Source organism: Wolbachia endosymbiont (group A) of Andrena fulva (assembly GCF_964026815.1).
In the GTDB taxonomy this organism is placed as follows: domain Bacteria; phylum Pseudomonadota; class Alphaproteobacteria; order Rickettsiales; family Anaplasmataceae; genus Wolbachia; species Wolbachia pipientis.
The window spans coordinates 1-19,714 of record NZ_OZ034701.1 but is presented as its reverse complement, the minus strand read 5'-3'; the positions used below and the strand labels follow the sequence as shown (position 1 = coordinate 19,714).

The 19,714-nt window shown below is 34.8% G+C and carries 15 protein-coding genes, 1 tRNA gene and 1 pseudogene; 5 read left to right on the top strand and 12 right to left on the bottom strand.

Annotated features, from left to right (window positions below; translation table 11 throughout):
• Positions 1 to 11 precede the first annotated feature (11 nt).
• Positions 12 to 590: a glycerol-3-phosphate 1-O-acyltransferase PlsY gene (gene plsY / locus AAGD84_RS00090; protein ID WP_264723133.1), complete on the top strand. Its 579-nt coding sequence runs from the start codon at positions 12 to 14 to the stop codon at positions 588 to 590.
• On the opposite strand, the gene AAGD84_RS00085 is transcribed toward plsY, so the two are convergent.
• The 3 genes from AAGD84_RS00085 to AAGD84_RS00075 form a co-directional block, all read right to left on the bottom strand.
• A complete protein-coding gene (locus tag AAGD84_RS00085) occupies positions 581 to 2,470 on the bottom strand; it encodes a hypothetical protein (RefSeq protein ID WP_264723132.1) in 1,890 nt (629 codons plus the stop codon). The two genes, plsY and AAGD84_RS00085, sit on opposite strands and share 10 nt — an antisense overlap.
• A 52-nt stretch (positions 2,471 to 2,522) precedes the next feature.
• The gene (locus AAGD84_RS00080) at positions 2,523 to 3,419 is read right to left on the bottom strand and encodes a cation diffusion facilitator family transporter (RefSeq protein WP_265038107.1); all 897 of its coding nucleotides are present in this window, start codon (positions 3,417 to 3,419) and stop codon (positions 2,523 to 2,525) included.
• Positions 3,420 to 3,445: 26 nt separating this feature from the next.
• Positions 3,446 to 3,518 (bottom strand) — tRNA-Val (locus AAGD84_RS00075).
• Between the two features lie 250 nt (positions 3,519 to 3,768).
• On the opposite strand from AAGD84_RS00075, the gene AAGD84_RS00070 reads away from it, so the two are divergent.
• The 3 genes from AAGD84_RS00070 (at position 3,769) to AAGD84_RS00055 (ending at position 8,314) form a co-directional block, all read left to right on the top strand.
• A complete protein-coding gene (locus AAGD84_RS00070) occupies positions 3,769 to 7,119 on the top strand; it encodes a peptidase M2 (protein ID WP_341818016.1) in 3,351 nt (1,116 codons plus the stop codon).
• 351 nt (positions 7,120 to 7,470) lie between these two features.
• Entirely contained in the window at positions 7,471 to 7,734 is a 264-nt protein-coding gene (locus AAGD84_RS00060) for a hypothetical protein (RefSeq protein ID WP_341818014.1), read from the top strand.
• The gene (locus tag AAGD84_RS00055; protein WP_341818013.1) at positions 7,697 to 8,314 is read left to right on the top strand and encodes a hypothetical protein; all 618 of its coding nucleotides are present in this window, start codon (positions 7,697 to 7,699) and stop codon (positions 8,312 to 8,314) included. The genes AAGD84_RS00060 and AAGD84_RS00055 overlap by 38 nt, the downstream gene beginning before the upstream one ends.
• 229 nt (positions 8,315 to 8,543) lie before the next feature.
• Here the strand turns inward: AAGD84_RS00055 and AAGD84_RS00050 are convergent, their stop codons facing one another.
• The 7 genes from AAGD84_RS00050 to AAGD84_RS00020 all read right to left on the bottom strand — a co-directional run bounded on the left by AAGD84_RS00050 (position 8,544) and on the right by AAGD84_RS00020 (position 16,414).
• Positions 8,544 to 9,197: a transposase gene (locus AAGD84_RS00050; protein WP_341817926.1), complete on the bottom strand. Its 654-nt coding sequence runs from the start codon at positions 9,195 to 9,197 to the stop codon at positions 8,544 to 8,546.
• A gap of 37 nt (positions 9,198 to 9,234) precedes the next feature.
• Positions 9,235 to 9,441 (bottom strand): hypothetical protein, encoded by a 207-nt coding sequence (locus AAGD84_RS00045; protein ID WP_182309225.1) that lies wholly within the window; start codon positions 9,439 to 9,441, stop codon positions 9,235 to 9,237.
• An 80-nt stretch (positions 9,442 to 9,521) separates the two neighbouring features.
• A protein-coding gene (locus AAGD84_RS00040) for an IS630 family transposase (protein WP_341817957.1) occupies positions 9,522 to 10,381 on the bottom strand; the annotation gives its coding sequence in 2 pieces (ribosomal slippage) (positions 9,522 to 10,057 and positions 10,057 to 10,381; 861 coding nt in all).
• Positions 10,382 to 11,220: 839 nt separating this feature from the next.
• Positions 11,221 to 12,498: a serine hydroxymethyltransferase gene (glyA, locus tag AAGD84_RS00035; RefSeq protein WP_264723121.1), complete on the bottom strand. Its 1,278-nt coding sequence runs from the start codon at positions 12,496 to 12,498 to the stop codon at positions 11,221 to 11,223.
• Between the two features lie 40 nt (positions 12,499 to 12,538).
• Entirely contained in the window at positions 12,539 to 13,759 is a 1,221-nt protein-coding gene (locus AAGD84_RS00030) for an MFS transporter (protein ID WP_010081954.1), read from the bottom strand.
• 135 nt (positions 13,760 to 13,894) lie between these two features.
• Positions 13,895 to 15,124: an MFS transporter gene (locus AAGD84_RS00025; protein ID WP_010962993.1), complete on the bottom strand. Its 1,230-nt coding sequence runs from the start codon at positions 15,122 to 15,124 to the stop codon at positions 13,895 to 13,897.
• Between the two features lie 75 nt (positions 15,125 to 15,199).
• A complete protein-coding gene (locus tag AAGD84_RS00020) occupies positions 15,200 to 16,414 on the bottom strand; it encodes an MFS transporter (protein ID WP_174515889.1) in 1,215 nt (404 codons plus the stop codon).
• Positions 16,415 to 16,902: 488 nt separating this feature from the next.
• Between AAGD84_RS00020 and AAGD84_RS00015 the strand changes: the two genes are divergently transcribed.
• Complete coding sequence (locus tag AAGD84_RS00015) at positions 16,903 to 17,391, top strand: hypothetical protein (RefSeq protein ID WP_006280043.1); 489 nt, start codon at positions 16,903 to 16,905, stop codon at positions 17,389 to 17,391.
• A gap of 45 nt (positions 17,392 to 17,436) precedes the next feature.
• Here the strand turns inward: AAGD84_RS00015 and AAGD84_RS00010 are convergent, their stop codons facing one another.
• Together AAGD84_RS00010 and hemE are read right to left on the bottom strand one after the other, a co-directional pair.
• Complete coding sequence (locus AAGD84_RS00010) at positions 17,437 to 18,630, bottom strand: pyridoxal phosphate-dependent aminotransferase (protein WP_010082012.1); 1,194 nt, start codon at positions 18,628 to 18,630, stop codon at positions 17,437 to 17,439.
• 91 nt (positions 18,631 to 18,721) lie between these two features.
• Positions 18,722 to 19,672, bottom strand: a pseudogene (hemE, locus tag AAGD84_RS00005) (uroporphyrinogen decarboxylase); the annotation flags it as partial.
• Positions 19,673 to 19,714 lie beyond the last annotated feature (42 nt).

Genomic DNA, 19,714 nt, shown 5'->3' with positions numbered 1-19,714 from the left:
TTCTTGGTATAATGGAAAAGCATGTAGTCCTTATACTGTCCTACATACTCGGTTCAATACCGTTTAGCTTAATCATTACAAGAATAAAAGGGATAAACTTAAGAGAAGTAGGTTCAGGAAACATTGGTGCTACAAACGTTGCAAGGACGGGAAATAAATTTCTTGCTGCTTTGGCATTATTTCTGGATTCCTTTAAGGGATTTATTGCCGTTTATATAGCACAACAATTTTGTGATAATAACGATTTTTATATATATGTATCTGCAATTTTAGCAGTTTTAGGACACATGTTTCCTATTTGGCTAAAATTCAGTGGAGGAAAGGGCGTTGCAACCACTCTAGGGATACTGATAGCATTTAACATCGATATTACTTTAGTATTCGTAATAATTTGGATAATAGTCTTTCTTGCCTTTAGATACTCTTCCCTTGCTTCACTCAGTGCTACTTCAACGGCTGTAGCATGGTCCTTTTTTTTTCAGAGGAATTTGTTCGTAACATTACTAATTATAGGAGCACTGGTCTTCCTAAAACACCACAGAAATATTGTGAATCTTCTGCAAGGTAAAGAGTATAAATTTTATAGATAATGTACTGCCAAATTATTGACACTTAAACTACGAGACAAATTGCTTGACGGTATGATTTTGTCCTCTTTGTTTAAGTCTATGATTTTTGCTTTTGTTATATTCTCTACTTCTTGAGGTGTTAAAAGACCATCTTCAATGAATTCCTTTTTTGTTTCTCTTATTTTTTCATAAAGTTGAGTAACGTGATCTTTATTTCCTTCATATACACTTTCAATTTCTAACTCTAGCTTATGTGAAGCTCCTTTTTTTAACATTTCATCCATTGCTGCTTTTGTTACTTTTAACCTTTCTTGCAAAATTTTCTTTATTTTTTCCTTATCATTTTCGTTATTTTTACTGAGTTCTACATATACCCTATAACATCTTTTTTCTCTTGGGAGCATTCTTAACCCATCTAACATGCTAATTATCTGACCTTCAATAGTCTTCTCAGCCTTTAATTTAAATTCTGCTACTTCTTCTTCTATTATCTTATTAGCTATTCTCTTAGCTCCATCCAAAGATGAATCCTTGAGAGAAAAATCTGTCTTGAGTAGATCTCGATTTAATAGCCCTAAGAATACTTTTTCTTTAACGTTTTTTAATAAATGTTCTTGATTATCTAAACTATTTTCCTTCAGCTTATTTCTTATATGGTCAAGAAGAAAATCTTCTAGCATATTTAATTCCATAAAACCAATGCTTTTCATTAACGTCAGCACAATTTGTTCACTATATTGAGAAGTAATACTCAATAATTTTCTCATTAAAGGAATACTTACTTCTGAAATAAAATCATCAACTATTTTTTGACTTTCATTGTCACCAGGATTGTTCTGAACCTTATACCAAGCATTAAAAATTTCTTTATTGTTTTTCTTGTTTTTTAACCTGTCTAACATGAACTTACGTGCTTCATTTTGTGCTTCTGGAAGTAATATTTGCCTTGGAGGAGTAAATCTAATTTCTGGATCAGGATGAATACCTTCTAATGTACTTAACATCCTATAAACAATACCGGTAAAGCAGGTGTTAGGAATACGCTCTTGTCTAGAGAAAGTTTGGCTATCAAGCAAATTTGTAATTAACGCGTCTTTTTTATTTTTTACAGCTTCTCTCTCTCCATCATTGCAGGCTCTCAGAACTAGAAGTAAAATCTGCCCACCTGTGAAACCAGAGCTATGCTTTTGATCATCTTTGCAAAAGTCATTTAAAAATGCAATTACTCTTCCTTTATCTTCATCACTAAATTGACGATAATTAAGTTTATATAAATCATTTATATATTCAATAAATTGCTTAAATTCTCTATCATTAATAACGTCTTCGGATACTTCTTCACCATACTTATGTCTTAATTCGTGAACGTTATTATTGATACCATCATTTAATTGATGAGGAAGCAAATGTTCGAGCTTAACATCAAAACTATTAACCATACCACGTAAATTCTCTTTTATACCTTCCAAAAAGAAATTTATAGAAGCTTTAAGCAGCGTAAATGGGTTAAAATCTTTTGGCCTTAGTTCACTCTGCAATAAAATTAATAGCATTGTAAGTGGTATAGTTCCCAGTAACGAAATAAGCAAGAAAGTGGTAGTGAAAGTTAGATATGTTATGAAAGCAGAAAACAAGAGGAAGGCTGCTACCTTGATTGTATTGTTCTTAAAAAATATTTCCCAATATTCCCTTTTGCTCATTTTTTGCTGTTTTGCCGTTTTTATTTCTTTGTAGATATAAAGAGTTTTAATTTCAGACCTGAAGAATATAGTACCAAGAGAAAAAAGAACATTAACGGGATTAGTGATAATGCTTAAAGAAACAAAAGTTGCAAAATAACTAACAAACTTTAGCTTGCTAGATTCCTTTGAAGGAAATTGTATTTGAGAAATGCCTATCATAGCCTACCTTTGACATCATTACACTCTAGTAATAGCATAATAATTTAAAACGTCAATGTTTAAGTATTTTATTATCCGCACACTCATCGTATTCGATCTCGACTGTAGAGTGTGCTATCTCGAACCTATTTAGTAGTATTTTTTTTATCTCATACAAAATATCAGTGTGTTGTGCATCTTGCTTTACTTTGGCATGCATGGTAATTATAAAATAATTATCAGACAGTGACCATGCATGTATGTGGTGCACATCTATCACTTCAGGTAATTCTGATGTGATCTTACTTTTTATTTCCTCAGTAGATATCCCTTCAGGTGTACCTTCAAGAAGTATGTGGCAAGAATTCTTTAGAATTTTGTAGCCACTATTCAAAATGATTACACTGACAAATACCGATAAAATCGGATCCACCATTTGCCATCCAGTAAACATGATAATTATGGATGCAAGTATAGCAGCTACAGAACCTAAAATATCTCCTATAACGTGTAGTACAGCACTTTTTATGTTTATATTGCTCTCGCATTTACTATGTAATATAAAAAAGACTATTATGTTAGAGACAAGACCGAGTGTAGCAATTATTAACATTACTTTCCACTCAACATTGACTGGAAAAATAAACCTCTTTATTGATTCAATTATAATAATTACTGCAATGAAGAATAAAGTTAAACCATTAACAAATGCTGCAATTATCTGCAACCGATGATATCCGTATGATCTCTGCAAATCGGATTTCTTAGCTGAAAACCTATGTGCTACCCAGCTTAAAACTAAGGCAAAGAGGTCAGTAAGCATATGCCCTGCATCTGACAATAGAGCAAGCGAATGTGAAATTATTCCACCTACTATTTCCATAAACATTGTTATCGCAACTATTATTATGGAATAGATTAAGCGCTTGGACTGCGCTGCTGAGTGTTTGCCGTTGTGCACTGCTGTCATATAAAATCTTCTCATAAACAAAAACGTGGGTAACACTGGGTTCGAACCAGCGACCGCTTGCACGTCAAGCAAGTGCTCTACCAACTGAGCTAATTACCCATCGTGGTTTTAGTATAGTGCTTTGGTGGAATGAAAGTCAATAAACCACTTTGCTTTTGTCCTTGTCCAATGTGATTCCGGAATATAGCTGTATAGAATTTCAGCCATATTCTAAATTTTACATATTAAGTTAACTATCTATACTTTATTTATTAAGATATAAATTATATTAATACAGGGATTTACGTTTTTTTTAGGGAAATTACTTTATGCTTGATATTGAAAGATCAGCAAATTAGAGGTTAAAATTATGACAATTAGTCAACAAGTAAATAAAAATATAACTAAAGCAGAATATTTCAACAATAACGGCAAAGGGTTTAATTCGCCACATGTTATAGAAGTTGAAGATTTAAATATTAAAGTAGAGGTTTATTCTCACAATTTAAGAGCAAGTAAAGTTGCTAACATTGAAAGTGAGATAAGAGAAACAGCTACTAATTTTAAAAACGCATTCGAGTTAGAACGCGGCAGTTCAGAACAAACATTTAAAATTTACATGTTTGATGACAAGGATGATTACACTCACCTTGGTGGAAGCGAGGGTTTCGGCTCTTACCTTGGAGACGAAGGTGGTAAATGTTACTACAAAGGGAAAGCTGACGTTTTTGCTGAAATGTACGTCTACCAGCAAGGTGGCATTCATAACCTTCAGCATGAATTTGCACATGGTTTAACTTACTTGGCTACAGGAGGCAAATCTTTACCTACAGTATTAATGGAAGGAATTGCAGACTACTTTGAGCATCATTCAGATCATAAATTCAATTCTCAAGGATCAAGTATCGACAAAACTGAAGCTGCAAATTTGGATTTAGATAAAATTTTAAGTTTAGAATACTTAAAGGACAGCGAAGCAAATAGCCTAGTTTATAAAACAGGTCATGCGTTGATAATGTACTTACAGGAAAAAGATCCTAGTTTATTAAGAGACTACCTAGATGCTTTACGTCAAGGTAACTCAGATGAGTCAAAAAGTTTCTTGAAAGACATAAAAGGACACGATACTGACTTCAAAAGTTGGCTTGCTGAGAATGATACAGAAACTGCAATGGAACATCTCAACGCTTTGCAAGTTACAAAAGGAGATTTCATAGCAATTGGTCAAGAAATAGTGGGTGGAGAAATTAAAAACGTATCCTACTATAAAGCAAATATAGAAAAAATGGATGGAGAAAACGTTGGAAGTTTTTCTCCTGTAGAACACGTTGCATTTTATGATGTTGCTCGTGCTATAAATAGGGCAACAAATGATACACTTGATATATCAAAGGAATATCATTTCCTCAAGGTAGTAAAAACTTCCGATGGACAGGATAAACTAACTTACTCTGACCAACAAGGTAATGAATATCGAAACAGTCAAGAGTATAAAAATCAGGCTTTAAGGATATTATCAAAATATGATACAGAAATTAAGAATCAGGTAGATGAATTTGATAATTTGAATAAAGAACGTGGTGAAATGTATCAAAAATATCATAAAGGAGAGATTACTATTGAAGAGTTACGTAATGAGGAAAATACAAAATACAGACCAGCATTTTTAAAGTTTGATCAACTAAAAAACAAAGCTGTTGATAAGATTGAAAATAATTCCCAAGCAGCAAAAATATTAGATGGGCTGGTCAATATCGATCCAAACTTAATCAGAGGTACTCATATTGATCTACAAGAAGGTAAGATTTTTTCTATGCAAGCTCATGGTCAAGGAGATATGGGTGCACTGTCTATATATGACGGAAATACAAAGCTTGGAGAATTATTGAGCGAATCAGGATTTTTTAAGCAAGTTGAAGGCCAAACTAAAGAAACTTTCGTTTTTGAGGATATATTACACAACTTAAATGTTTCATACGAAGGTGGTGCTTACATGGCAGTTACAAAAGAAAACGGTCATTATAAAGCTTCCCTAATAGATGGCAGAACAGTTGAACGTGATGAATACTTTGATGAGGCGCATTTACATGAAAATGAATTGTTGCATCCTAGCACTGGACACATCCAAAAAGATTTAGATTCTCTGCTCCTTAGAGGTACCAAAATTTTGAATCATCAGGATTCAGAACATGCTCAATATTCTAATGAGCAAAAGGCAAATGGAGTAATCGTGGAAAAAGGAAAATTATTGGATAATAAGGGAACAGATAGAACAGACGATGATGTACACGAAGCGGTTGTAAAGCAAGGAGACGAGCGCTTACATGAGTTCAAAAATATGGGCTTTTATATTACTGAGAAAGGTGATCTATTTATTCATGACCATGGAGCAAATGTAAGGTTTCAACTACCACAAAGTATTACTCACCTAAAATTAGTGGAAAAAGATGGAGCATATAAGCTTGTTCCGGTGACGAAAGATGGGAATGAACATCCAGTAGGTATGCCAAATATATCAGACGAATATAGATACATAGATCCAATATTTGCACATGAATATGAAAAGAGAGATTATTCCCATAAACATGTAAATGTGGGCCTTATAAACTTAGAGAAATATGGCTCTGGCAAACTTTTTGCTATAAAGCACGACCCAAATGATTACTACATACAAAAAAACTCTAGCGGTGAAATAGTTAGAATAAAAGATCAAACATATTTCACTAAAGTAAAATTGTTTGATGGCGACGAAGAAATTGGTATGTTATCTAATAACTTCCATAACTTCAAAGGGAAAATATTCTTTTCTGCTGACTACAACTACAGTTATAACGATTTCCTAGCATCTGTTTCTCCTCAAGTTGAAATTGAAGATATGGGAAATGGAAGTAAAAAAATAACTTTTGATCAAGGCAGTGGCGATATCGGTGATACTAATAGAGGCTACACGGACTATCAGAGAATATTTACAAAAGAGAAACAAACCGAAAGTCCAAAAGGGCAAGTAAGTGAAACTAAGACAGAAGTTCATAGTACTACTAATGTTGTTGCACAAGCTGCTGAAGAGAAAACTGCATCAAACGACAATAGTGAAATGCAGTCTGATCAGCCACAAATTCCAACAAGGGCAAAAAGGTCAGCTTCAGTGGAGGAGAAAGAGCAAGAACAGGTAGTATTAAAAGACACAATTCTCAAAATAGAAAAGAGCTACGAGCAGGACTCAGAAGGGAAGCATAAGGCAAATGTAACGATAAATTATAATGATGTGAAAGCCTTGTATGATAGAGCGGAAGGAGCAGAAAAGCAATCTGTGTTAGATTTTTGGAACAAACTGCACACATCAGATTATAAGGTTGGTGCTTTGCCGGAAGACAAATACTATTTTGAAAAAGGCAAATTCGTAATCCACGATAGTGGCACAAAAAAGCTTATAGTGTTACCTGAAGATAAGGTGTCCATCAAGATAATGAAGGATGGTGATAGTTATAGTTTAGCTATATCAAGTGGTAATGGCAAAGTAATAAACAGCATTAGTAAAATAGATAATCCAAATTACGAATTGCTGTCAGATTCAAGTCATTTCAATTCAGGGGAGCAAGATAATATTGTATTATCAGATCAACATCACGAATATAATCTTTATCTAGAGAATGGTTTTGTGAAAATGTTCGATTGCGCAAGCGATCACATTTATCACGACCACAACTCGGCCTATATCTAATACATACAAGGAGGGCAGTGCCCTCTTCTTGTCATTCCAGTGTCAAGCACTGCCGTCTTGGATGGAAACCAGCGTCACGCCCTGGAATGACAGGGTTTGTCATCCGAGTAGCCCCTTCGGTGTCATCCCAGTGCCCAGACACTGGGATCCAGAAAACTTAACTTTAAATAAGTGGCTGCATAATAAAGGCTGGATTCCAGACTGGAATGACATCATCTGCTACACACTTGAATGACAAGAGAAGAATTCTGAAACAACAAGTTTCAAGGAAATCTTATGTAAAATCTAGCATTAACGAAAATTATACTATTTTCATGCATGCTATGGTTTTTGTAATTAATGGAGTGTGATATGCCAGCTAGTTTAAAATTTGAAAGTGCTGCAGGAACAGCAGCAGCAACTCTGGCAGAAGTCAAACTTGTAACTTTGGCAGATAATACGGGTAATGAATATACTTTGGATATAACCACAAATGATCTTAAAGTGAGATATACACCAAATGGTGGTCAAATAACAGAGCACAAAATAACTGGTCTATCAACAGCTCTGGGAAGTTTACTTAGTACAAAAGATAATAATGAATGTTCTAGTAGATACATTAGGAAACTTTCTTGATAGCCCAGATAAAGCAAAGTATGATGGTCAAAATAACCAAACAGTAAAGGAGTTCTTAGTAGGTAAAGGGCTAAAAGGAGCAAATGGAGCTAAAGGGCTAAAAGGAGATAAAGGGAATACTGGTCCTAAAGGAGCAGATGGTAAAGATGGAGCTCAAGGCCCACAAGGAGAGAAAGGGGATACTGGTCCTAAAGGAGCAGATGGTAAAGATGGAGCTAAAGGGCTAAAAGGAGATAAAGGGGATACTGGTCCTAAAGGAGCAGATGGTAAAGATGGAGCTCAAGGGCTAAAAGGAGATAAAGGAGACACCGGGCTAAAAGGAGATAAAGGGGATACTGGTCCTAAAGGAGCAGATGGTAAAGATGGAGCTCAAGGCCCACAAGGAGAGAAAGGGGATCCAGGAGCAGATGGTAAAAGTCCAACAGCTGCTGAAATAGCTGCTGAGAAAGCCTTACAAGAGCATGTAACAAAGATAAGCATAGAAAGTCCGGAATTTAAAAGAGCTGTGCAAGAGGAAATGTCACAACCGTATTTTGAGCCTCCAACAAGTGATGATGCTGCACTTAATTGGACTTGGTAATACAGCTTAGATCCAAGTAGTCACGCTACTTGGATGACGTCATACGGTCCTCGGATGACGGAAAAAGGACTCGGATAACACCCTACAATGTCATTCCAGCGCGTGACGCTGGAATCCAGCCTTTTCATAATCATTAAAATGTTGTATTTTAACATAAAACGGCTACTTTTATGCTTACCAACTTAATAAAATTCCTGGATCCCAGATACTGTCTCTGCTGTCAAACAAATTATCCAACAAAATTACAATTAAATGGTTGATTATTTTTAAGAATACCAAAAAAGACATGCATTAATTTTCGCATTAACGCAAGAACTATGACTTTTGGACATTTGCCTTTACTTGCTAGACGCTGACAAAACTTTTGAAAATGATTATTATGGTTTTTGACTACTATAGCTGGCATATAAAGAGCTTTTCGAATACGCTCAGATCCTATTTTGCATATGCAACTTCTCTTACTTACTGACGATCCCGATTGATAATGTCCTGGATTTAGACCAGCAAAAGCTGTAAATTGTTTAGCATTGTCAAAGTTATCAACTGATGGCATTTCTGCGACAACAGCAACAGCAGTAAGATATCCTATACCTTTTATAGTCTTAAGGTTTTCCACCATATTTTTTAGATGTGGATAGTTATTTATATGCTCATTAATTTCTTTTTCGAGAACAATAATTTGCTCCTCTATTGCCAAAATTACTTTAGATATAGCTTCTTTGCAACTGGAATGCATATTTTTGTTTTCCAAGCGATTTGTCTGTTGCACCTTATCATCTTTTAGCGATTGCATGCAACGGTAAAGCTCCCTCAAATGCCTCATTTCAGGTGCAATGGGCTTCCAAAGAGCAGATTTGTTGGCGATACAAAATCTAGCTATCATAGCTGCATCTGATTTATCTGTCTTATTTCTGAGCAGCTCACTTTTGCCAAAAGCTTTCTGGGTTTACTATACTGACATTATGTCCTAAATCGTGCATAAAAGTAGCCAAATCTTCTCCATACCAACTAGTTGCTTCAAGACATAAATGAGTAAGATTTGCTCCATGGCCATTGCACCAAACTACAAGTTTTGCAAAACCATCTTGATTATTTTGAAAGACTTTGTGTCGTTTTTTACTGTCCACTAACAAACATCAAATTTCTTTTTTGAAATATCCACACCCAAAATAGCATTTATAGCATTTCTCATAATAGTCCGAACAGGTCATAGGAAGGCAGAATCAACAGCACGACGAAAGGATTCGAATAGAGGAATGTTTTTCCTGGCTCTGTTTTTTATAGCAAACCAATGATGCTCAATTTTGTTGAAATCTGGAGAATAAGGCGGCAGATACAAAATTTCTGCACCAACCCCTTTAGCAAGCTCGATAATCTTATCAGACTTATGAAAAGTAGCATTGTCAAGAATGACAGTCTGTCCAGGTTCCAAGATCGGTGTCAAAAATTGCTCAAACCATCCATTAAAAACATCCATATTACAGTGGCCTTCAAAGGTTAACGGAACAACTATCTTTCTTCCACTTAAGGCTGCAACCATACTGATTCGTTGAGTTTTCTTTCCAGATTTTAAGGCATAAAACCGCTGTCCTTTCTGGCAATATCCGTAGGGGTAGTCTTCGGTGTTATCAATGCCAGACTCATCTATATACACTAAGTTTTTAGGTTCTTTTGTCGCTATAATTTTCAAAAATTCAGCACGTTTTTCTTCGTTTCTTTCCTTGTATCCATATGTCTTTTTTTGCGCGTAAATCCAATTTTTTTAAGGGCTCGATAGATCGTTTGGATACTAATGTTGTTCCAAAGTTTAGCCATTTCCGATAGAGTCTTTCCTCCGTGTTCTCTGGCAAATTTGGCAAAGGTATCCCAGTCGGTAATTTTGTGATTGTAACCCCCATTTCCAAGTTTTTTTGATTGAAAGTCTCCTGTTTCTTTTCTTCTTTGCTGCCACTCCCATAAAGTAGTTCGTCCAATCTTAAATCTTGCTGCCACTGTTTCTCTGCTTTCTCCTTCGTCTAGCGCTTCCATTGCTTTTTTTCTTAAATCATAACTATATGCTGCTGGCATTCAACCTCCTTATCATCATCTACCCTTATCCTATCACATCCGGACTTTTATGGAAAGAGCTATACTTGCATAAAATTGCCTCCAAGACTATAAATAAACTGAGAGTTTAGACTAACCTTGTAATACGGGATATAATTCCAAAAGATACTGTTCAGTCTTTAACTCTATGGGAGGGAAGCAAAATCTGGCTTAATGGCATTAGTGTCGCATCAGCTTCACCCTCCCTGTGAGGTATTTTAGCTCTAATGCCTCACATCATAAAGATACAAGTGTCACGCACTGGGATGACAAAGGAGAGCAGTGTCAAGCACTGGGATGACACCCTACTAGCAGAAGTTACTCTCAAATGTTTGTTCATGTTAGCTACAAACATTAAGAAATTTACCAAACGAAAAAAAGGCAAAAGAAGCCCTAGTCATTGTCTATTTTCAGTATTGGCGTTTTTTAAGTCTTAAACACTGCAATTTAGCTGCTTTTAAATGCAACCCATCTTAGTTTAAATGTTTAAGAAATTTACTAAGCAGAAAAAAAGGCAAAAGAAATCCCGTATTAGCTAGTTGTCACTCTCTAATCCTGCAAATTGGCGTGCTATACTGTCTTAAACGCTTTATAAGCGCGTTTCAGCTTATATAGGTAAAAACCCAGAAATGTTGTGAAGACGTAGGGTGCGCATAGTGCAAAAAATTAAAAATAAGACGCCAATTACGTAATACTGTTGTCGTTTAATCTGCACAGATTGAAGATAAATGAATACCTTCAGTTTCATGATAAGAGGGCTGGCGAAGGGTGTCAAGTAAGTTTTTTCGTTTCTACCAGCTACTTGGATGACACCACATAAATTAATAAATAGGAAAATTACTACAAATCTTTTCAACTTTAGTTTTCACCGTTCTTTCAATATCAGGGCTATTTCCGCTGATTAATCCTTGAATTACTTCATTCATTAGACCAGCTATTTCTTTAAAATTTTCTGCCTCAAGTCCGCGTGTTGTCTCAGCAGCGGTGCCAAAACGGAGCCCTGAGGTGATGGTTGGCTTTTCTGTGTCAAATGGCACAGAGTTTTTATTGCAGGTAATGCCAGCCCTCTCAAGGCTATCTACAACGTCTTTTCCAGTTAATTTCTGCGATCTTAAGTCAACTAGCACTATATGAGAGTCAGTGCCACCGGTTATAATGTCGAGTCCATGCTTTTGCAATTCTTGAGCTAGTACTTTCGCATTTTCCACGACTTTCTTGCTATAAGTTTTAAATTCTGGCGCCAATGCTTCTTTAAATGCAACAGCTTTTGCAGCTATCACATGCATAAGTGGCCCGCCCTGCAATCCTGGAAAAACTGCAGATTGAATTTTTTTGTGTAATGCTTCATCATTGGTCATCACTATTCCACCACGAGGACCACGCAAAGTTTTGTGAGTTGTGGAAGTCATAACATGTGCATATTCAGCAGGGGATGGATATTCGCCCGCTGCAATAAGCCCTGCATAGTGAGCAATGTCTGCAAGCAAATAAGCACCAACTTTATCTGCAATTTCGCGAAAGCGTTTGAAGTCCATTTTTCTCGGATAAGCAGAAGCACCAGCTATGATCAATTTCGGTTTATGCTCCAGCGCCAGCTTTTCTATCTCATCCATATCCAGCAAGTAAGTGTCTTTATTCACTGTATATTGAATTGACTTAAACCATTTACCAGAAAGGCTTGGTGCCGCACCATGAGTTAGATGCCCACCGCAATTCAGTGACAATCCAAGTATCGTATCACCTGGAGCAAGTAGTGAAGCAAACACTGCTTGATTCGCCTGAGAACCAGAGTGAGGTTGAACGTTTGCAAATTTTACACCAAACAACTTACAAAGTCTCTCTATAGCCAGACTTTCAATTTTGTCCACATGCTCACAACCACAGTAATATCTTTTACCTGGATAACCTTCTGCGTATTTATTAGTCAGAAAAGAGCCTTGTGCCTCCATTACCGCTTTGCTTGCAAAATTTTCTGATGCAATTAATTGCAATTGTGATTTTTGGCGTTGTAATTCTTTTTCTATAGACTGATAAACCTCGTTATCAAAAGACTTTAAACTATTTTTAGAGCCACAGATTTTTTTTAAAACACTCATCATAGATCAAACCTCGCTTTAATTTTAAGATGCACAAGCAATTTTAAGACTGCTTATCCTGCTTTTTTAACCATAAGAGCCCAAAAACAGCTATCAGCAAACATACAGGAATAATAGATGTTGCTTTTATCAGCAATTCAGCACTATACACAGGATTTCCTTGTATCACTGTCCTATCCCAACACAAATCTATTATTTTTGCGATCCCAGTGTGAAAAAAATAGCCAAAAACCATGACTATCATATTTGACACAGCTGTAGTTAATCCTATTAAGTTATTATTTACATAACTTAATGCTTTGTACAGTGTTACTATTTGATATCCAGAAGCGAAACCTATAACAAGAAGTGCAGGCAATACAATATACAATCCGCCAGCCTGTGTAAAAAGTAAAAGGAAACTAGCAATCATTGCAAAGGAACAGACAATAATAACTTCATAATGTCTATTTGGATATTTTTCTAATATGTGAGCAAAAGAGAGCAATCCAGCTGCAAATCCTACATATATAACAGAAGAAATTGAAGACGCTAGATCACCGGCCATTTGATATACCTCACATAAAAAAGCTTTTGTCCAAGCATCAGCAAAACCTTCTAGTGGACCTACCATTAAGCCACCAAAAAAACTAATTAGAATGATATATTTATTGAAAAGCACAGTTTTTAGATCCTTCATGCTAATTTTTTCTTTTCGAAAGTCGTAAGCATTGTAAGGAATAACTAAAAATAAAGATAAAGCGAGTAAGAAACCAAACCCTGAAAGAATATAAATTACGTAATTCCAACCAAACTCATCAAGTAAAAGTTCTATTGGTAGACCACCATATATTGCCCCTAATAGCCCTATAATAACAGATATGCTTGCCATTTTTGCTGATTTTTCTCGCGGAAAATACATACTGGCAACTTTAAATACTCCTATTACTGACGCAGACGAGCCAATCCCAACAATTATTCTACCTAATACTGAATAATACCACTCATCAAAGCACACAAGAGGTAATGTTCCAATAGATACCAAGACAGCACAAATAGGTAAAACAATTTTTGGACCGAATCTATCAAAACAAAGACCAACAGGGATATGAACTAGTGTAAATCCCACATAGTAGAGACCATTAAATTGCCCTAAATCTGCAATGCTTATATTAAATTTTGTTATTAATACAGGCGCAATTATGTTTGGCATGACACGTAACACATACTGGTATGCATAGAAAAGAGATACTATCAACCATACAAAAAAATTACTTTTCGACATACCTACCACCTAATAAAACCCAATTACAATTAAAACAAAAATATCAAAGTAAAATAAAGTATTATATTTCATAATAACAAGAGCCTTAAATTAGTACATCTAACGATTTTATCATACGAGCCTTCGATAAATTATCTACTTATTACAATCAACTTCTCTAAAATCTTTATTTTTTAACCATAAGAGCCCAAAAACAGCCACCAGCAAACATACAGGAATAACTGATGTTGCTTTTATCAGCAATTCAGCACCATACACAGGATTTCCTTGTATTATTGTTCTATCCCAACACAAATCTACTATTTTTGCGATCCCAGTGTGAAAAAAATAGCCAAAAACCATAACTATCATGTTTGACACAGCTGTAGCCAGGCCTACTAAGTTATTATTTACATAACTTATCGCTTTGTAAATGGTAACCACCTGATATCCAGATGTGAAGCCAATAATAAAAAGCGTAGGTAATACAACATACAAGCCACCAATCTGAGTAAAAAGCAAAAGAAAACTAGCGATCATTGCAAATGAGCATGCAATTATTACTTCATAATGCTTATTTTTATATTTTTCCAATAAATAAGCCAAAGAGAATGATCCTGTTAACATTCCTATCAATATTACGGAAGAGAGAGAAGATGCCAAGTCTTCATTCATTTTATATACTTCAAAAAAGAATGCTTTCACCCAACCATCGGCAAAACCTTGCATTGGACCGACCATGAGTCCACCAAAAAAGCTAATTAGAATAATATGCTTGTTGAAAAGTATGTTTTTTAAGTCTCTAATGCTAACTTTTTCCTGTTGAGCATTGCTTTCAGGCGTTACTAAGAACAGCAACAGAGCAAGTAAACACCCAAATGCTGAGAATGTATAGATAACATAATTCCAGCCAAATTTATCGAGTAAGAAGTCTAAAGGTAACCCGCCACATATCCCTCCCAAAATTCCTATAATTATAGATAAGCTGGCCATTCTTGCTGATTTTTCTTGCGCAAAATACATGCTTGCAACTTTAAAGATTCCAATTGCCGAAGCGGATGACCCAATTCCCACAATTATTCTTCCAATTATTGAATAACTCCACTCATCAAAGCATATAAGCGGTAGTGTTCCGGTAAACGTCAAAACGGTACAAGCAGGTAAAACAAACTTTGGTCCAAATCTATCAAGGAAAAGACCAATAGGTATATGAGCTAGCGTATAGCCTACATAGTATAACCCACCAAACTGGCCAACATCTGCAATACTTATGTTAAATTTTGTTATTAATTCAGGCGCAATTATGTTTGGAATTACGCGTAATATATATTGGTATGCATAAAACAGTGACGTCAACAACCAGATTAAAAAATTCCTCTGCAACATGAATCTCAGCTAAAATTTAGGATTATAGATACTTTAGTTATAAAAAACAATACTATATTAATCATCTAAATCTGCTTAGCTCTTTTTACAGCTTATAACTTTAAGTAACCAAAAGCCTATCATTCCTATTAGTAGGCATATAGGTATTATTAACATAGACTTAACCATTACATCAGTTCCATAAAATGGCTTTCCATCGATAATTTCACCGTTCCAATAAAAATTCATTATATTTGCAATAATGACGTGAAAAAAATAACCAAAACTCATAACTATGGAATTACCTACAGATCCTGCACTTGCTACTGCTTCGTTTTTTACACAACTTACAACTTTAGCAGTAAAAACAATTTGGTATGCAGAAGCAAGACCAATAATGAATAGTAATATACATGCCAGGAGTTCACTAATATTGCATATAAAAAGTAATAAGAACACAATTATCATGGCCATAGCACAAGAAATTATTATTTCATAGTGCTTGGTTGGATTTTTTGCTAATATGTAAGGAAGTAATAAATGCCCAAAGCCAAAGCCTATTAGTATCCATTTTGAAATGCTATATGCAATGTGTCTATCTATAGCGTACATCTCATGCAAGAATGTTGCGGACCACGCATCTGCAAAGCCTTCTAATGGTCCAACCATAAAACCGCCAAACAAACCTATCAATAAAATATCTTTATTAAATATAACTTTGCTTAAATTTTTAATATTTAATTCTTCGTCTGAGGTGCCAACTTTAGGTATAGATATAAAGGTAGTTAAAGCAAGCAATAATCCAAGCATTATACACACAGTAAATAAATAATCCCACCCAAACTTATCAAGTAAGACATGTAATGGTTTGGTGGCAAATACACCACCTGAAATGCCAATAATAACCGATATGCTGAACATCATGGCAAATTTTTCTCTATGGTAATAGATTCTTATTATTTTAAAGAGTCCAAGTACTGAAGCAGAGGATCCAATACCAGTAATTATTCTTCCAATAATAGAATAACTCCAATCATTAGAACTGACTAAAGGTAAAGCACCTAAAGATGTTAATGCAATACAAATCGGTATAACAACTTTAGAACCAAATCTATCTAAAAGAATACCTACAGGAATATGTGCTAACACATAACCTACATAATACAGTCCACAAAATTGTCCTATTTCTGTTGTTCCTATATTAAACCTTACTACCAATTCAGGAATTATAATATTTGGAATTACGCGTAATATATATTGGTATGCATAAAACAGTGACGCCAACAACCAGATTAAAAAATTCCTCTGCAATACTTTACCCCAAAGCTAGCATTATAGATACTCTGTTTATAGAAAACAATATTTTTATGAATACTTATTTTAATTTACCGGAATTTTATACAGTTGAACTCATAGCCAACATAAGTAGTTTATGCATTAACTAAATTTTCCAGGTTCAAGTTTGGATGATGGAAAAAGTTCACTTTTTCTATTTTTAAAAGAGACCTTTTATTTTACTTATAATTTTTTCTACCATATCTACAACTGGCTCATGAATAAGGTATATGAAAAAAATTACACCACAAATGATAAGTATATTTATGATTTTACCCTTATTCATCTTTATCTTGAGCTTCACTTTTGTTACAAGATCCATTTTATTTATGTTTTTATTTCATGCTGACAATTATATCTTAAATACCATAATTTTCAGTAAAATTTGACTTCAGAAGTATTCTATTAATTCAATATTAACCTTTTTATGTGTAAAATAGTTAATATAATATTAAAGCAGGCTGATGAATATAAGCACGATAGATAATACGCTGCAAAATTACATAACAAAATACATTGAACAAACATTCGCTACACACGTGCTAGGCAATAGATACGACAAATTGTATAGGAAACTTCTAAGTGGTATAGAAGAGATAATAAAGCTTGCTGTAAATGAAGCAAAACACTACGATGAAAATTTAGAAGATCTATATAACGATTCAAGATTTAATAAGAAATTTATTCAAGCTGTTGCTAAACATCAGGTGTCGGAATTTTTAAATACTTATCCGAAAAGAAAAGAAATTGTTGCAGAATTTTACAATGAACATCACATTAACGAAAGTGATTTAAAGACTCTGGAAAAGGGGAAAGATTTAGTAAATAAAATAAATAACATTAACTTACTGCAACAAAATGAAAAAAATGAGGAATTCAATATTAGAAAGACACTTGCTCAATCAATAAAAATGCCTTCCATAGAAAAACACAAGTTAGAACATTCAAAATAACCTTGGCAAAGTATGGCAAAATATACAACTTATGGATAGTCTATTTCATTTTAACTCCTGGCACGCTTTAGTAATACTATCACATCCAATTTCTAATTGTTCCTGAGAGGTTGCATAAGAAATTCTGATAAAATTTTCTAGACCAAATGCAATTCCTGGAACCACAGCAACCAAATGATCTCCCAGTAAGTATTCAGTAAAATCTAAATCATTATTTATTATCTTACCACTTTTTGTGCTTTTACTGAGCAATCCTTCACATGAGACAAATAAATAAAACGCACCTTGTGGAACAGACGCTGATAATCCCGGGGCAGAATTTAGCTCTTTCACCATAAAATCTCTACGACTCTTAAAAATCCTTGTTCTTTCTTTCAAAAAACTATGATCACCGTTTAATGCTGCTGCTGCTGCTGCTTGTGCTATCGAATTTGGATTAGAAGTGCTTTGAGACTGCAGCGTAGAGATAGCTTTTACCACATCACTTCTACCTGCAATATACCCTATTCTCCAGCCTGTCATTGCATAGGCTTTTGATACTCCATTGACTACAAAAACTCTATCATAAAGCTTCGGCTCAACCTGAGCGATAGTAAAAAACTTTTCGTCGTATATTATATGCTCATAAATATCATCTGTAACGACATTCATATGTGGATATTCAAGCAATATTTGTGCTATGTCTTTCAATTCATCACATGTGTACACAGCTCCTGCAGGGTTGTTCGGTGAGTTAAGAATTAACCATTTAGTTTTTTTAGTTATCCTGCTTTTCAATAATTCCGCTGTCAGTTTAAAATTTTGTTTGCATTCTACTACAACTGGCAAGCCGCCAAAAAGACTTACCATATCAACATATGAAACCCAATAAGGAGCTGGAATAATAACTTCATCTCCAGAGTTAATTGTTGCCATGAACAAATTGAATAACACCTGCTTAGCACCTGTACCAACACAGATTTGGTTAAGCGTGTACTCGAGGTTATTATCCTTTCTTAACTTATTAATTATTGCTTCTTTCAGCTCACGCGTTCCATCAACAGCAGTATATTTAGTCTTACCTTCACTTATTGCTTGAATAGCTGCTTTTTTTATATGATCTGGAGTATCAAAATCCGGTTCTCCTGCAGCTAAAACACAGATCTTTTTTCCTTCATTTTTCAACTTATTTGCCTTATCAGTTACAGCAATCGTAGGTGATGGTTTTATTAGGGACATTCTTTTTGCAAGGTCTGACATATCTTACTGAAGCTAAATTCAAATGATAAACCCCGTACAACAAAAAAGCTAGAATTTTGTGTATTGTATTAGTAGCTTTTTACCAGGTTTACCAACGCAGCAATATTTTCAACTGGAGTATCAGGGAGTACTCCATGTCCGAGATTAAATATGAAGGGTAAATCTCTAAAGCAATCTATTATACGTTTTGCTTCTTTGATTGCTTCCGTTTTATTATAGGCTAAAAGATTAGGATCAAGGTTTCCTTGTAGAGGGATGTTTAGATTCGCTTTCGCCCATTTTATTGGAACATTATAATCTATACTTACTGCAGATACACCTGTTTGTTCGCAGTAATCTTTATAAAGATTTCCAGCAGACCTTGGAAAACCTATTATTGGAAAATCAGAAAATCTATCCTTTATTGCCAAGATAATTCTCTTTGTTGGTTCGATAACATATTCTTTAAACAATGGTTCCGATAACGCACCAGCATTACTGTCAAATAGCTGAATAACATCTGCTCCAAATTCTATCTGTTTAATTAGATAAATAATCGTTACTTCCGTTATTCGTTCAATTATTTCCTTCAAACACGAAGGATAAAAATTTAATACTTTGGAAAAAGTTTTGCTGCTCCCACCTTCTATGATGTATGAGGCTACTGTCCATGGTCCACCAGCAAATCCTATGAGAGATTTCTCTTTTGGTAATTGGCTTCTGACTTTTTTTATAGCGTTTAGAATTGGTAAGGTTTTAGTTTCAATTTCTTGTGGACCCTTCAATTCCTTAGGACTTTCCACTGGTTTTATTATTGGACCTACACCGCGTACGAAATTCACGTCACAACCCAAAACATCAGCTATTATTAAAATGTCTGAAAAAATTATCGCCGCATCCATGTCAAATCTTGTCACCGGCTGTAACGTCAATTCTGTCACTAAATCTGTGTTGTAGCATATCTCCATAAAATTATTCATATTTTCTACTGCTTTGCGGTACTCAGGAAGAGACCTGCCAGCCTGACGCATTAGCCAGATAGGCACTCTTCCACCCGGCTCATTTCTCTTAATAATTTTCGCTATTGTTGTTTTGCCGCTTTCCA